12 protein-coding genes and 1 pseudogene are annotated in these 13,614 nt (G+C 69.3%); 6 read left to right on the forward strand and 7 right to left on the reverse strand.

Annotation, left to right across the window (positions count from 1 at the left end):
• A pseudogene (locus tag C0481_RS13980) lies at window positions 1-127 on the reverse strand (hypothetical protein); the annotation flags it as partial.
• An 87-nt stretch (window positions 128-214) separates the two neighbouring features.
• Between C0481_RS13980 and C0481_RS13985 the strand changes: the two are divergent.
• Both C0481_RS13985 and ahcY read left to right on the forward strand, forming a co-directional pair.
• Window positions 215-1,696 carry a CHAD domain-containing protein gene (locus C0481_RS13985; protein ID WP_293404791.1) on the forward strand — a complete coding sequence of 494 codons (1,482 nt, stop codon included), beginning with the start codon at window positions 215-217 and terminating at the stop codon, window positions 1,694-1,696.
• Between the two features lie 82 nt (window positions 1,697-1,778).
• Window positions 1,779-3,170, forward strand: a complete 1,392-nt coding sequence (gene ahcY, locus C0481_RS13990; protein WP_293404793.1) for an adenosylhomocysteinase — start codon at window positions 1,779-1,781, stop codon at window positions 3,168-3,170.
• A gap of 49 nt (window positions 3,171-3,219) precedes the next feature.
• On the opposite strand, the gene C0481_RS13995 is transcribed toward ahcY, so the two are convergent.
• The 3 genes from C0481_RS13995 to C0481_RS14005 are packed head-to-tail and all read right to left on the reverse strand — an operon-like array spanning window position 3,220 to window position 7,843.
• Window positions 3,220-4,122, reverse strand: coding sequence for a TauD/TfdA family dioxygenase (locus C0481_RS13995; RefSeq protein ID WP_293404795.1), 903 nt, complete (start codon window positions 4,120-4,122; stop codon window positions 3,220-3,222).
• Window positions 4,123-4,154: 32 nt separating this feature from the next.
• Window positions 4,155-5,534: an MFS transporter gene (locus tag C0481_RS14000; RefSeq protein ID WP_293404797.1), complete on the reverse strand. Its 1,380-nt coding sequence runs from the start codon at window positions 5,532-5,534 to the stop codon at window positions 4,155-4,157.
• Window positions 5,535-5,548: 14 nt separating this feature from the next.
• Window positions 5,549-7,843 carry a TonB-dependent receptor gene (locus C0481_RS14005; RefSeq protein WP_293404799.1) on the reverse strand — a complete coding sequence of 765 codons (2,295 nt, stop codon included), beginning with the start codon at window positions 7,841-7,843 and terminating at the stop codon, window positions 5,549-5,551.
• A 375-nt stretch (window positions 7,844-8,218) separates the two neighbouring features.
• On the opposite strand from C0481_RS14005, the gene ssuD reads away from it, so the two are divergent.
• Window positions 8,219-9,367, forward strand: coding sequence for an FMNH2-dependent alkanesulfonate monooxygenase (ssuD, locus tag C0481_RS14010; RefSeq protein ID WP_293404801.1), 1,149 nt, complete (start codon window positions 8,219-8,221; stop codon window positions 9,365-9,367).
• On the opposite strand, the gene C0481_RS14015 is transcribed toward ssuD, so the two are convergent.
• The 3 genes from C0481_RS14015 to C0481_RS14025 are packed head-to-tail and all read right to left on the reverse strand — an operon-like array spanning window position 9,364 to window position 10,994.
• Window positions 9,364-10,134, reverse strand: a complete 771-nt coding sequence (locus C0481_RS14015) for a sulfite exporter TauE/SafE family protein (RefSeq protein WP_293404803.1) — start codon at window positions 10,132-10,134, stop codon at window positions 9,364-9,366. The genes ssuD and C0481_RS14015 overlap by 4 nt on opposite strands.
• A 4-nt stretch (window positions 10,135-10,138) precedes the next feature.
• Complete coding sequence (locus tag C0481_RS14020) at window positions 10,139-10,666, reverse strand: rhodanese family protein (protein ID WP_293404805.1); 528 nt, start codon at window positions 10,664-10,666, stop codon at window positions 10,139-10,141.
• The gene (locus C0481_RS14025) at window positions 10,629-10,994 is read right to left on the reverse strand and encodes a metalloregulator ArsR/SmtB family transcription factor (protein ID WP_293404807.1); all 366 of its coding nucleotides are present in this window, start codon (window positions 10,992-10,994) and stop codon (window positions 10,629-10,631) included. The genes C0481_RS14020 and C0481_RS14025 overlap by 38 nt, the downstream gene beginning before the upstream one ends.
• Before the next feature lie 72 nt (window positions 10,995-11,066).
• Between C0481_RS14025 and C0481_RS14030 the strand changes: the two genes are divergently transcribed.
• The 3 genes from C0481_RS14030 to C0481_RS14040 all read left to right on the forward strand — a co-directional run bounded on the left by C0481_RS14030 (window position 11,067) and on the right by C0481_RS14040 (window position 13,552).
• Window positions 11,067-11,930 (forward strand): MBL fold metallo-hydrolase, encoded by an 864-nt coding sequence (locus C0481_RS14030; RefSeq protein ID WP_293404809.1) that lies wholly within the window; start codon window positions 11,067-11,069, stop codon window positions 11,928-11,930.
• A gap of 69 nt (window positions 11,931-11,999) precedes the next feature.
• Window positions 12,000-12,416 (forward strand): cupin domain-containing protein, encoded by a 417-nt coding sequence (locus tag C0481_RS14035; RefSeq protein ID WP_293404811.1) that lies wholly within the window; start codon window positions 12,000-12,002, stop codon window positions 12,414-12,416.
• A gap of 44 nt (window positions 12,417-12,460) precedes the next feature.
• The gene (locus tag C0481_RS14040; RefSeq protein WP_293404813.1) at window positions 12,461-13,552 is read left to right on the forward strand and encodes an agmatine deiminase family protein; all 1,092 of its coding nucleotides are present in this window, start codon (window positions 12,461-12,463) and stop codon (window positions 13,550-13,552) included.
• Window positions 13,553-13,614: the final 62 nt, after the last annotated feature.

A 13,614-nucleotide genomic window follows, 5' to 3' on the forward strand; every position in this document is an offset into this window, starting at 1 on the left:
CCGCGGCCTGGAACACCAGCTCCATGAACGGCAGCTCGAACAGGCCTTCGACCTCGGCCAGCGTCCAGTCGTGACGCGGCTCTGCGGGATCGACAGGACGGAAACCTTGAGCGATTGGAGCGTTCATGGTGAAGCCTTCCTCATACGAACGGGCGCCGATGTCGGCCGCCTGCGCAAGGCCGGCGAACCCCCCGGGGTCAGGAGCGTGTAGCGCATGAGCGCGGGGCAAGACGAGATCGAGTTGAAATTCCTCTGCGAGCCAGCCGACCTGGCCGTCGTGCTCGCCGCTGCGCCGCCCGGCGAAACCCATGAAAAGGCTCTGGTTTCCACCTACTACGACACGCCGCAGGGCGATCTGCGCAAGGCGCGGATTTCGCTGCGCATCCGCGAGGGCGGCGGCAAGCGGGTGCAGACGCTCAAGCGCGGCGACGGATTTGCCCGCCAAGAACACGAGCAGGCGATCACCACCGACGGCCTCGATTTCGACTTCCCGGCGCTGAAGGCCGCCTTGCCGCCGGCCAAGCGCAAGACGCTGTCGCCGATCTTCACCGTGCGGGTCGTGCGCCGCCAGCGGACCTTCGAGTTCGGCGGCGCTTCGATCGAACTGGCCGTCGACGAGGGCGAAGTGCAGGCCGGCGAGCGCGCCCGCCGCATCAGCGAGGTCGAACTGGAGTTGAAGGATGGCGACTGCCGGCCGATGTTCGACCTGGCCCGGCAGTTGTCCAGGACCGCGCCGCTATACCTGTCGTTCGACGGCAAGGCGACCCAGGGCCAGGGACTGATCGACGGGTCGGACCGCTCGCCGCGCCGCCACGACAAGGCCCCGCTGGCCCGCGACCTGACCGCGGCCGGCGCCTTCCAGGCCATCGCCCGCAACACCCTGGTGCAGATCGCCGCCAACGGCGTTGTGCTGCGCGAGGCCGACAGCGTCGAGGCCGTGCACCAGCTGCGCGTCGCCGTCCGCCGCCTGCGCAGCGCGATCTCGACCTTCTCCGACATCGCCGACGACGATCACGCCGAGGCGATCAAGGCCGAGTTGAAATGGCTGGCCGGCGCCTGCAACGAGGCGCGCGACCTCGACGTCTTCGCCGAGAGCGCCGGAGCGCTGATCGACTCCGCCCTCGATCTGTCGGCCCTGGCGCCGGTGGTCGAGGCCGCCCGCGCCCGCGCCCACGCCAAGGCCTGCGCGGCCGTCGCTTCCGGGCGCTTCCGTGACCTGGTGCTCGACACCACCGCCTGGATCGAGACCGGCGCCTGGCTGACGATGGGCGGCAAGGCCCACGCCAAGCGCCGCGACATGGCCGCCGACCGCTTCGCCGCCAAGGCGCTGGAACGCCGCTGCAAGCGCCTGCTGAAGCTCGCCGCCGACCTCAAGGGCGTCGACGACGCGGCCCGTCACGAGGCCCGCATCGCGGCCAAGAAGCTGCGCTATGCAGCCGAGGCCTTCGCCCCGCTGTTCGACGCCGACGCCAAGCCGTTCATCAAGTCGCTCAAGCAGCTCCAAGAGGAGCTCGGGGCCTTGAACGACGCCGCCGTCGCCGCCGAGCTCGTGGAGCGTTTGCGCCTCAAGGGCGCGGCGTTGGCCGCGGCGCGCATGCTGTTGACCGCGCGCGAGGCCGCCAAGTCCAAGAGCATCAAGGGCGCAGCCAAGGCCATGGACCAGCTGGCGGCCGGCCCGACTTTCTGGATCATATAAAGGTTTCTTTATGTGATTTCTTGCCGATATGGCGGCCGGCGGCTATAGAGCCGACAATCACCCTCTCCGACAGGACCGCCCGATGACCGACTATGTCGTGAAAGACATCACCCTGGCCGATTTCGGTCGCAAGGAAATCGCCATCGCCGAAACCGAGATGCCGGGCCTGATGGCCGTGCGCGCCGAGTTCGGCAAGGACCAGCCGCTGAAGGGCGCCCGCATCGCCGGCTCCCTGCACATGACCATCCAGACCGCGGTGCTGATCCAGACCCTGGAAGCCCTCGGCGCCGAAGTCCGCTGGGCCTCGTGCAACATCTTCTCGACCCAGGACCACGCCGCCGCGGCCATCGCCGCCAACGGCACGCCGGTCTTCGCGATCAAGGGCGAGAACCTGGTCGAGTACTGGGAATACGCCCACCGCATCTTCGAATGGGCTGACGGCGGCTACCCGAACCTGATCCTCGACGACGGCGGCGACGCCACCCTGCTCTGCGTGCTTGGCCCGAAGGCCGAGAAGGACCCCTCGGTCCTGAACAACCCGCAGAACGAGGAAGAAGAAGCGCTCTATGCCGTGATGAAGCGCTACCTGAAGGAAAAGCCGGGCTTCTATTCGGCGATCCGCGACGCCATCGGCGGCGTGTCGGAAGAGACCACCACGGGCGTCCACCGCCTGTACCAGATGGCCGAGCGCGGCGAGCTGCCGTTCCCCGCCATCAACGTCAACGACAGCGTCACCAAGTCGAAGTTCGACAACCTGTACGGCTGCCGTGAAAGCCTGGTCGACGCCATCCGCCGCGGCACCGACGTCATGCTGTCGGGCAAGGTCGCCGTCGTCCTCGGCTACGGCGACGTGGGCAAGGGCTCGGCTGCTTCGCTGCGCAACGGCGGCGCCCGCGTCATCGTCACCGAAATCGACCCGATCTGCGCCCTGCAGGCGGCGATGGAAGGCTACGAAGTCCAGACCATGGAAGACGTCGCCGACAAGGCCGACATCTTCGTCACCGCCACCGGCAACAAGGACGTCCTGACGGTCGACCACATGCGCCGGATGCGCAACAACGCCATCGTCTGCAACATCGGCCACTTCGACTCCGAGATTCAGATCGCCGGCCTGCGCAACTTCAAGTGGGACGAGATCAAGCCGCAGGTCCACCACGTGGAATTCCCGGACGGCAAGAAGATCATCGTGCTGTCGGAAGGCCGCCTGGTGAACCTGGGCAACGCCACCGGCCACCCCAGCTTCGTGATGTCGGCCTCGTTCACCAACCAGACCCTGGCCCAGATCGAACTGTGGACCAACAAGGCCAAGTACGAGACCAAGGTCTACACCCTGCCCAAGCACCTCGACGAGAAGGTCGCCTTCCTGCACCTGGAAAAGCTGGGCGCGAAACTGACCACCCTCTCCAAGGACCAGGCCGACTACATCGGCGTGCCGTCCGCCGGCCCGTTCAAGCCGGACCACTACCGCTACTAAGACGTCGGCGCCCGGTCTTCGGCCCCTCGGCCGAAGACCGGGACGCTAACTACTCCGCCGCAATCGCCGCCGTCGGCAGCGGCGAAATCGTGCGGCTCGGACGCCCGTCGACCGAGACCGGAACGTCGCCGTTGAGGGTGACGCGGCGCATGACGCGGTGCTGGTCGCCGTAGTCGTCGACGGCGTAGTGCTGGGTCGCCCGGTTATCCCAGATCACCACGTCGCCCGCCCGCCAGCGCCAGCGGACCGTGTTCTCCAGCCGGGTCACGTGCTCCTGCAGGGTGTCGTAGATCCGCCGCGAGTCGGCGCTCGACAGCCCCACCAGCGACTTCACGAACTGCCCCAGCACCAGGCTCCGCTCGCCGGTCACCGGATGCACGCGCACGACCGGATGCTCGGTCTCGTAGACCGTCGAGGCGAACACGTTGCGATGGCGCTCGATCTGGTCGCGGGTCGCGGCCGGCTTGGCCGCCGCATAGTCGTAGGCGTTGGTGTGCAGCGCCCAGAGCTTGTCGGCCAGCTCGCGCAGATGATCGGGCAGTCGGGCGTAGGCTTCGGCGGTGTTGGCCCAGACGGTGTCGCCGCCCGAGGCGGTCGAGACCACCGCGCGCAGGATCGAGGCCTTCGGATAGGCCGGCACGAAGGTCACATCGGTGTGCCAGGCGTTGGCCCGGCCGCCGCGGTGGGAGTCGAGCTCCAGCAGGTAGCTGCTGCCGTTGGCCACCGGCACGGTCGGATGGGCGACCGGCTCACCCAGGCGGGCGGCGAAGGCCTCCTGCGAGGCGTCGTCCAGGTGGCCCTGGTCGCGGAAGAACAGCACCTTGTACCTGTGCAGCGCCTCGTCGATCGCCGCGACCGTGGCGGCGGGCAGGTCGGCCGAGAGCGTGACGCCGGCGATTTCGGCGCCGATGCGGCCGGCGACGGGGCGGATGTCGAGTTCATAGTTGCTCATCTGAAGGGTCTCCTCGAGGCTTGAGCGAAAAATCATTCGGCGGGGACCGCCGCGGCGTCGCGGCTGTCCAGTTGGCGGCGGATGTCGGCGTGGCCGGCGGCGTCGAGCGAGAAGCCCGAGATCAGCCAGGCTGAGGCCAGGTGAGCGAGAGCCGGGCCGAGCGCGAAGACCAGCTTCAGGCCCAGCAGCGCCTCCGGCGCATTGACCGCGCCGGGCTTGAAGCCCAGCAGCCCGACCAGAGGCAGGGCCACGCCGACTGCGACGGCGGTGGCGGCCTTGCCGGTCAGGCTGAAGATCGAGAACAGCAACCCAGTGCGGTCCTCGCCGCTCTCCAGCCGCTGCTTGTCGGCGATGTCGGCGACCATCGAGCGCAGCATCAGATTGCCCGAGCCCTGGGCCAGGCCCTGGGCGATGGTCAGGCCGACCAGCAACGGCAGGGCGCCGGGGACGACGAACAGCAGGGCGAGGTTGATCGCCACCTGCACCAGCTCGCCGGCGATCGCCGCGCGAGACTTGCCGAGCCGGTAGCCGATCCGCAGCCAGATCGGCCCGGCGAACACGCCGAACACGAACTGCAGCAGGAACAGGCCCGCGGCCAGGTCCGGGCGGCCCATATAGGCGGCGACGAAGAACACGAAGAGCGACGAGCGGATCAGCTGGCCGAGGGTGACCGCGAAGTCCGATGTCAGCACCTTGCGCAGCAACGGGTCGCGGGCGGCGACCGCCAGGTCGCGGCGCAGGGTCGAGCGGGCAGGGCTCGGCGGCGGGGCCGGCGGCTCCTTCACCAGCGCCAGGGCCGCGATCAGGGTCGGGACGAAGGTGGCCAGGATGAACCCGCCCATCGCCGCCACCTTCAGCCCCGGATCGGCGGGCAGGCCGGCGCGGGCGCCGATCTGGTCGAGCACGGCCGGCAGGATCAGCACCAGAAGCAGGCCGCCGGCGGTCGCCACCTGGAAGTAGGTCTGCACCCGGCTGCGCTCGTGATACTGCGCCGCCAGCTGCCCGGCCCAGGCCGAGACCGGGATCTGGATCATCGTCCAGCCCACGTAGAACACCACCAGCCAGACGCTCAGCCAGGCTGCGCCGGGCCGCTCCACCCCGAACAGGCGCGGGGCGAAGATCGCCGCCGTCGCCAGCGCGAACAGCGGCGCGCCGGCCGCGATCCACGGCTTGCGACGCCCGAACCGGCTGCGGGTGCGGTCCGACAGCACCCCGACCAACGGGTCGGTGACCGCGTCCCACGCCCGGCTGAGCATGAAGATCAGCCCGACGGCGCCCAGTCCCAGCCCCAGATCCTGGGCGTAGTAGGGCGGCAGATAGACCGCCAGCGGCAGGCCCGCCCCGGCCAACGGGATCGCCAGGGCGGCGAACACCGCCAGCCGCCAGGCGGGAAGACGAGCCGGAGCGGTCATCGCGCGCCCTCCCCTCAGTAGCGGCCGGTCACGGTGAGGCCGAACGTGCGCGGCTCACCGAGAATGGCGATGTAGGGGGTGTTGGCCGAGGCGTTGCCGAACGCCGCCGCGTACTCCTGGTCGAACAGGTTCTTCGCCCAGATGTTGCCCGACCAGCGGCCCGACGCGTCCTTCACCCCGATCCCGGCGTGGGTCAGGCCATAGGCGTCCTGGCGGCCGTACTGCGAAAGCGAGTGCTGGAAGGTCGAGCTGCGCCAGGTCTGGTTGGCGTAGGCGAACAGCACCAGGTCGCCGGTCAGCGGGGCCTCGTAGTTGACGCTGACCTGGCCGGTGAACTTCGGCGCGAACGGCACGCGGGTGTCGGACAGGTCGACGAAGGCCGGGCCGCCGGCATAGCCGTACTCCACCGGCACCGGGGCGTTGGTGTAGGACTCATAGCGCGCGTCGCTGAACGCGGCGCTGGCCGACACCCGCCAGGCCTCGGTCAGCTGCGCCTGGCCCTCGACCTCGACCCCGCGCAGCCGCACCTTGCCGACATTGGACAGGTACGAGCGGGCGGTGGTTCCGACCTGGCTGGTCAGCGTCGCCTGATAGTCGGTGATGTCGTTCCAGTAGAGGTTGCCGTTGAGGATCGCCCGGCCGCCGAGCCAGGTGGTCTTCAGGCCCAGTTCGTAGTCGATCGACTTCTCCGGCGAGATGATGATCGGGTCGCCCGGACGCGCGCCCAGATTGGCCGCGCCGGACTTCTCGCCGTAGCTGACGCTGGCATAGGCCAGGACGTCGTCGGTCAGCTTGTAGGACGGGTTGATCAGCCAGGAGAACGACCCGGAGTCCTTCTGGCCCTCGACCAGGAACGGCGCGCCGGCCACCGCCGCACGGAACGGCGCATAGGGCGCCAGCGCCCCGGTCAGCGGGGTCCCGCCGAACGCCAGGCCTTGGTTCGAGGCCTCGCGCTCCTCGTAGGTGTAGCGCAGGCCCGCGGTCAGGCTGGCGCGGTCGTTGAACCGGTAGGTCCCCTGCCCGAACACCGCCGCGCTCTTGGTCTCCGCCTTGCCGATCTGCTGGGTCTCCAGCCCGTTCAGCACGAAACCGGGAACCGTCGGGCCCAGCAGGAAGGCGCTGGCGTCGTCGTAGAACAGGGTCCGGTAGTTGCTGGTGACGTCCTGCTTCAGCAGGTAGACGCCGAGCTGGTAGTCGAACGCTCCGTCGGTCGGCGAGGCCAGCCGCAGCTCCTGCGAATACTGGTCGACGTCGACGTCGTAGCCGGCCCGGAAGATCGAGAACGGCGTCAGGTCGCTGTCGTTCTGGGGCCGGAAGTACAGCCGCCGCCAGGCGGTGACCGAGGTCAGGGTGTGGCCGCCGAGCCGCCAGTCGAACTGGTTGGAGACCCCGTCGGTGCGCGAGACGATCTTGTCCTGGGTGTCGAGGTCGGCGTTGTCATAGACGTCGTAGCTCGGGACATAGCCGAAGGCGGTGCGCAGCTTGCGCTCCCAGCCGTTGCGCGGCGTGCCGTTGACGAAGGTCGTCGGGTCGCCGGCCGGCGGATAGAAGTTGTTGTACTCCTTGGTCTCGTAGTGCTCGGCGATCAGCCGGTTGGAGAAGCTCTCGCCTTCGAACAGCAGTTGGCCGCGCAGCGCCCAGCGGTCGTTGCCGAGATAGTCCTCGCCGTCGAACTTGTTGGTGATGTAGCCGCCGCCGAGGTCGCGATAGAAGGTCAGCCGCCCGGCCAGTTTGTCGCCGACGAGCGGCCCCGACACGTTGGCGCGCAGCTGATAGCGCTCGTTGTTGGCGATCGTGCCGCTGACCTGGGCCTCGGGCGTGAACGACGGCTTCTTGGTGGTGACGACCAGCGCGCCCAGCGTGGTGTTCTTGCCCAGCAGCGTGCCCTGCGGGCCGCGCGCCAGCTCGACACTTTCGAGGTCCACGAAGTCCAGCCACGAGAAGCCCGGGTGGGTGAAGAACACGTTGTCGACGATCAGGCCGACCCCGGCCTCGGATCCGTCGCTGTTGGCGTTGCCGCCGACCCCGCGGATGGTCAGGGTCGAGACCCGGGTGTTCTGTTGCAGGGCGCCAAAGTTGGAGATCTTGGCGGCGTAGTCGGCGACCCGGTCCAGCCGCTCGGTCGCCAGGGTCTGGCCGGTCACGGCCGAGACCGTGATCGGCACGTCCTGCAGTTTTTCGGCCCGCCGGCGGACGGTGACCACCACTTCCTCGACGGCCGCATCGGCCGCGTCGTCGGCGAAGGCGGGCGGCGGCGCGCCGATCAGGATCGCCACGGTCGCGGCCGACAGGATCAGTTTCGATTTCAAGCTCAGTTCAGGCACAGCTATCCCCGCGGAGGCGCGCAGCCGCGCCCCTGCCTCCAGATGATGAAACAGGTGTCGAAACGCCGTTCGGCGTCATGTTGGGCGCTTGCGCGCCGGCGGTCGGAATGCGTCGCGTGGGCCCGTCGATCGGGCCCACGCTCCGCTATCGGTGCGACGTCAGAAGGGGAGGACGGACGTCACCTCTTATTCCTATGGATGAAATGGGATATGAGTCGCTGCAGTTTTTCTGGGGCGGCTTTCGACCCCGCTATTATTGGGAATCCTGGGGTTTCGCATGAGGATTTCTCGTAGTGCGATTAATCCCATGGAATATGTAGGAATATGGGTCCGCGCCACGTTGGCGCATAGGAGAGCCCCATGTCCAAGTCCCCGCTCGACTTCCTCTGGTTTATCCCGTCGGCGGGCGACAACGCCTATCTGAGCCATCCGGAAACCGACCGCGCCCCGACCCCGCGCTACCTGCGTGAGATCGCCGTCGCCGCCGACCGGCTCGGCTATTCGGGCGTGCTGCTGCCGACCGGGGCCCACTGCACCGACGCCTGGATCACGGCGGCCTCGATCGCCCCGTTCACCGAGCGCCTGCGCCTGCTGGTCGCCGCGCGGCCCGGCCTGATCCATCCGTCCGAGGCGGTCCGCCAGGCCGCCGCCCTCGACCGCCTCACCGGCGGCCGGGCGCTGGTCAACATCGTCACCGGCGGCAGCCCCCAGGCCCTGGCCGCCGACGGCCTGTTCCTCGATCACCACGAACGCTACGTCCAGACCGAGGAGTTCCTGAACATCTGGCGGCGGCTGGCCAACGGCGAGACCGTCACTCACCAGGGCAAGCACCTGTCGATCGACAAGGGCCGGCTGCTGTTCCCGTTCGTGCAGGAGCCGCACGCCCCGATCTGGTTCGGCGGGTCCTCGGACATCGCCCGCGAGATCGCCGCCCAGCACGTCGACGTCTACCTGGCCTGGGGCGAGCCCCCGGCCCAGCTGAAGGAGGTCATCGACGACGTGCGCGAACGCGCCGCCAAGCGCGGCCGCAAGATCCGCTTTGGCATCCGCCTGCACATCATCGTCCGTGAGACCGAGGCCCAGGCCTGGGACGCCGCCAACGAGCTGATCAAGTACGTCACCGACGACGCCATCGAGGCCTTCCAGCGGGCGATGGCCAAGGGGTCGGACTCAGTCGGCCAGTCGCGGATGAGCGCCCTGCATGGCGGCAGCCGCGCCAACCTCGAAGTCAGCCCCAACCTGTGGGCCGGCATAGGCCTGGTGCGGACCGGGGCCGGCACCGCCCTGGTCGGTGACCCCGACACCATCGCCGAGCGGCTGGAGGAGTACGCCCAGCTCGGCGTCGATACGGTGATCGCCTCCGGCTATCCGCACCTGGAGGAAGCCTACCGCGTCGCCGAGTTGCTGTTCCCGAAGCTGAACCTCAAGCATCAGGTCGGCGAAACCGGCCTCAAGTTCCCGAACGTTTCGCCCTCGTTCGCCGCGCCGCCGCTGCGCGCCGCCTCTTAACCCAGGCTGCGCCAGGCGACATAGGCGGCGGTCGCCAGCACCATCAGCGCAAAGGCCCGGCGGGCGATATCCGCCCTGCCGACCAGCCGCGCGGCGATCGGCCCGCCCGCCAGCGCCCCGACCGCGCCGCCGGCGACCAGGGCGGCGAACACCGGCCAGTCGACCAGCCCGGACGCCGCATAGCTGGCGCTGGTCGCCGCGCCGAACAGCACCACCGACACCAGCGAGCTGGCCGCGGCGTTGGCCAGCGTCATGCCCGTCGCCGCCATCAGCCCCGGCACGATCAGGAAACCGCCGCCGATCCCGAAGAAGCCGGCCGCCAGTCCAACGCCCAGACCCAGCGGCGCCAGCCTGCGAGTCAGGGCCGCGGTCAGTCTCACGCCCGGATCGCCGTCGGCGCGCTTGGGCGCCAGCATCGAGAGCCCGACGAGCGCCATGGCGCCGGCGAACCACAGGATCAGCTGCTGGCCGTCGATCATCTTGGCCAGCTGCGCGCCGGCCAGCGAGCCGGCCAGACCCGCGCCGCCGAACACCAGGGCGCAGGGCCACTTCACGCGCCCGGCCTTGGCCTGGGCGGCGAGACCGACCAGGGCGTTGACCGCCACGGCGGCGGCGGAGGTGCCGATGGCGACATGCGCGTCGCGCACCCCGACCACGTAAAGCAGCAGCGGCGTGGCCAGCACCGATCCGCCGCCGCCGAACACCGACAGCAGAAGGCCGATCAGCGCCCCGCCCGCCGCCGCGAGCGCCAGGCTCAACGGCTCCATGGCTCTAGGCCCGCGCCGCCCGGTTCCAAGGCGCCAGGGCCAGCAGCCGCGCCATGCCGCAGAAGCCGCTGACGCCGGCGAAGGTCAGGCCGGCGCCGACGAAGGCCGCCAGGCCGAAGAAACCGGGATGCACCAGCAGCCCCAGGCCGACGCCGATCAGCACCAGCGTGCCGGCGGCGATCTGCACCTGGCGCATCAGCTCCAGCGGCGCCTTGCGGTCCTCGACCAGCGGCAGGCCGGCCGCGGCCCAGCCGTCGACGCCGCCGGCCAGCACGATGGCCTCGCCGCCGCTGGCGGCGGCCAGCCGCGCGCAGTTGGCCGCCGTCCGCATGCCCGAACGGCAGGTGAAGATCGGCACGGCGCCGGGCGGCACGTCCAACGGCGCAGCGTCGAGGCTCGCCAGCGGGCGCAGGCGCGCGCCCTTCACGTGGCGGCGCGCGAACTCATCGGGATCGCGGACGTCGAACAGCACCGCTTGGCCCTTGGCCAGCAGCTCAGCGACGTCCTTGGGATTCAGTTGGGTCGGGGTCATCGGCCTTCTTCATGTCTGGAGGACAGAAGATCTCCGCGAGCGTCGCCACCACCTTCATCGCGGCGGGGTCGGCGATCCGGTACCAGATGGTCTGGCCCTCGCGGCGCGTGGCCACGACGGCTTCCTCGCGCAGCACCGCCAGGTGTTGCGACAGGGCCGATTGCGACAGGCCGACCAGGGGCAGGAGTTCGCCCACCGATCGCTCGCCTTCGGTCAGCTGGCACAGGATCATCAACCGCCGCTCGTTGCCGAGCGCGCGCAGAAGCTTGGCGGCTTCGCCGGCGCTGGCCTCGAAACGGGTGATGTCGAAGTTCGCAAGATCGAACATGGCCGAGATATATGAGTTGTTTCTAATTTAGCAAGTTCTTATGTAATGGCCGACGCCTAGGAGGCTCCGACCATGACCCCACACGTACAGACATTCTTCGACAAGGCGACCTCGACCGCGACCCACCTGGTCAGCGACCCGGCGACCGGCGTGGCCGCGGTGATCGACCCGGTGCTCGACTTCGAGCCCAAGGCCGCCCGGCTGTCGAGCGCCTCGGCCGACGCCGTGCTGGCCGCGGTGCACGATCAGGGACTGTCGCTGGCCTATGTGCTGGAAACCCACGCCCACGCCGACCACCTGTCGGCGGCCGATTACATCCGCCGCCAGACCGGCGCGGCGGTGGTGATCGGGACGCAGATCACCGAGGTCCAGAAGATCTTCATTCCGCGGTTCGAGGCCGACGACGCGACGGACGACGGCCGGGTTTTCGACCGTCTGCTGACCGAGGGCGACGTCCTCCCGCTGGGCGCGCTGGAGATCGGGGTGCTGCACACGCCCGGTCACACGCCGGCCTGCGTCACCTATCTGATCGGCGACGCGGCCTTCGTCGGCGACACGTTGTTCATGCCCGACTACGGCACGGCCCGCGCCGACTTCCCCGGCGGCGACGCGGCCACGCTCTATCGCTCGACCCGCAAGATCCTCGCCCTGCCTGACGACACCCGGATCTTCGTCGGCCACGACTACCTGCCGGCCGGGCGCGAGGCCTTCGCCTGGGAGACCACCGTGGCGGCCCAGCGGGCCGGCAACATCCATGTCCGCGACGGCGTGGACGAGGCCGCCTTCGTGGCGATGCGCGAGGGCCGCGACGCCACCCTCGCCGCCCCGACCCTGATCCTGCCCTCGCTGCAGGTGAACATCCGCGCCGGCGCCCTGCCGCCTGCGACCGCGGCGGGGAACGTGTTCCTCAAGCTTCCCGTTACGGTCCAGGCTTGATTTGCATCAAGGTCCGCGCCGCGCGGTAGGCTCAGGCTGGACGCAAGGCAGCATCAGGAAAGGGACGCCATGAAGGGCTTTGTCGACGACATCGAAGAGCTGACCGAGAGCAACAAGGACTTTCGCCGCGTGCTCTACACCGGCAAGCACCTGCAGCTGGTCCTGATGTCGCTGAAGCCGGGCGAGGAGATCGGCGAGGAGGTGCACGACACCCACGACCAGTTCTTCCGCATCGAGAAGGGCAAGGGCGAGGTCTGGATCGACGGGGTGAAGACCAAGGTGAAGGCCGACTTCGCGATCATCGTCCCGGCTGGCGCGCGCCACAACGTGATCAACACCGGCGACAAGGCCCTGCGGCTCTACACTCTCTACGGCCCGCCCGAGCACCGCGACGGGATCGTTCGCGCCACCAAGGCCGAAGCCGACGCCAGCGAGGAACACTTCGACGGCGTGCTGACCGAAGACGCCCCCGGCACGAAGCTCTGACCCCAGCCGTTTGACCGGCGACGCGCCAGCCCGGATAAGCGCGCATGATCCGACGCGACATGATCAAGGCTGGAATTCTGCTCGCCGGCGCGGGCGCGGCGGGGTGCGCACGCGCTGGAAAGCCCGTCGCCCCGCGCTATGAGATGCCGCTGGAGAGCGCGCCGCACGAACGGACGCTGATGCAGTGGCCGGTCGCCGTCGACGTCTATGGGAAGCGCGACCTCGCCGCCGTGCAGGCGGTGATCGTCGACATCGCCAATGCGATCAGCGCCCATGAGCCGGTCGCCCTGCTGGCCGCCCGCGGCGCGCGCGGATTGGACCCGTCGCGCTTCAGCGGCCAGGTCGAGATCTGGGACATCGCCACCGACGACCTCTGGTGCCGTGACAGCGGGCCGACTTTCGTGCGGGCGGCCGACGGCGAGCTGGCGGTGGCGCACCTGCGCTTCAACGGCTGGGGGAACAAGCAGCCGCATCCCAATGACGGTCAGGTCGCCGCCAGGGTGGCCGAGCGCCTGGGCCTGCCGCTGATCGACAGCGGCCTGGTCGGCGAGCAGGGCGGCGTGGAGCACGACGGCGCCGGCACGATGCTGGCCCACGCCAGCTGCTGGGTGAACGACAACCGCAATCCGGGACAATCGGCCGACCAGATCGCGGCCAAGCTCGGCGCCGCGCTGGGGGCGCAGAAGATGATCTGGGCGCCGGGCGTGAAGGGCGCCGACATCACCGACTATCACATCGACTCGCTGGCGCGGTTCGTCGGTCCCGGACGGGTGCTGATCCAGGTCGACGACGTGGTCGACGCTCGCGATCCGTGGTCGCTCGCCGCGCACGAGACGCTGGGCGTGCTCGAGCGCGCCACCGACGCGCGCGGGCGCAAGCTGGAGGTCGTGCGCCTGCCCGACCCCGTCGACATCCGCTCGCGGTCGCCGGACTTCGTCTCCAGCTACATCAACTACTACGTCTGCAACGGCGCGGTCATCGCGCCCCAGTTCGGCGACGCCCGCGCCGACGACCAAGCCCGCGCGATGCTCGCCGGCCTCTATCCCGGCCGCCAGATCGTCCAGCTGAACATCGACCCGCTGGGCGCCTCGGGCGGCGGCGTCCACTGCGCCACGCAGCAACAACCGCGGGCCTGACGGCCCGGCGCGGCGACCTGATTGTCCGGAGAATTCCTGAGGTTCGACCAATTCCAGAAGGA

This window comes from Phenylobacterium sp. (assembly GCF_013822795.1).
Lineage (GTDB): Bacteria > Pseudomonadota > Alphaproteobacteria > Caulobacterales > Caulobacteraceae > Phenylobacterium.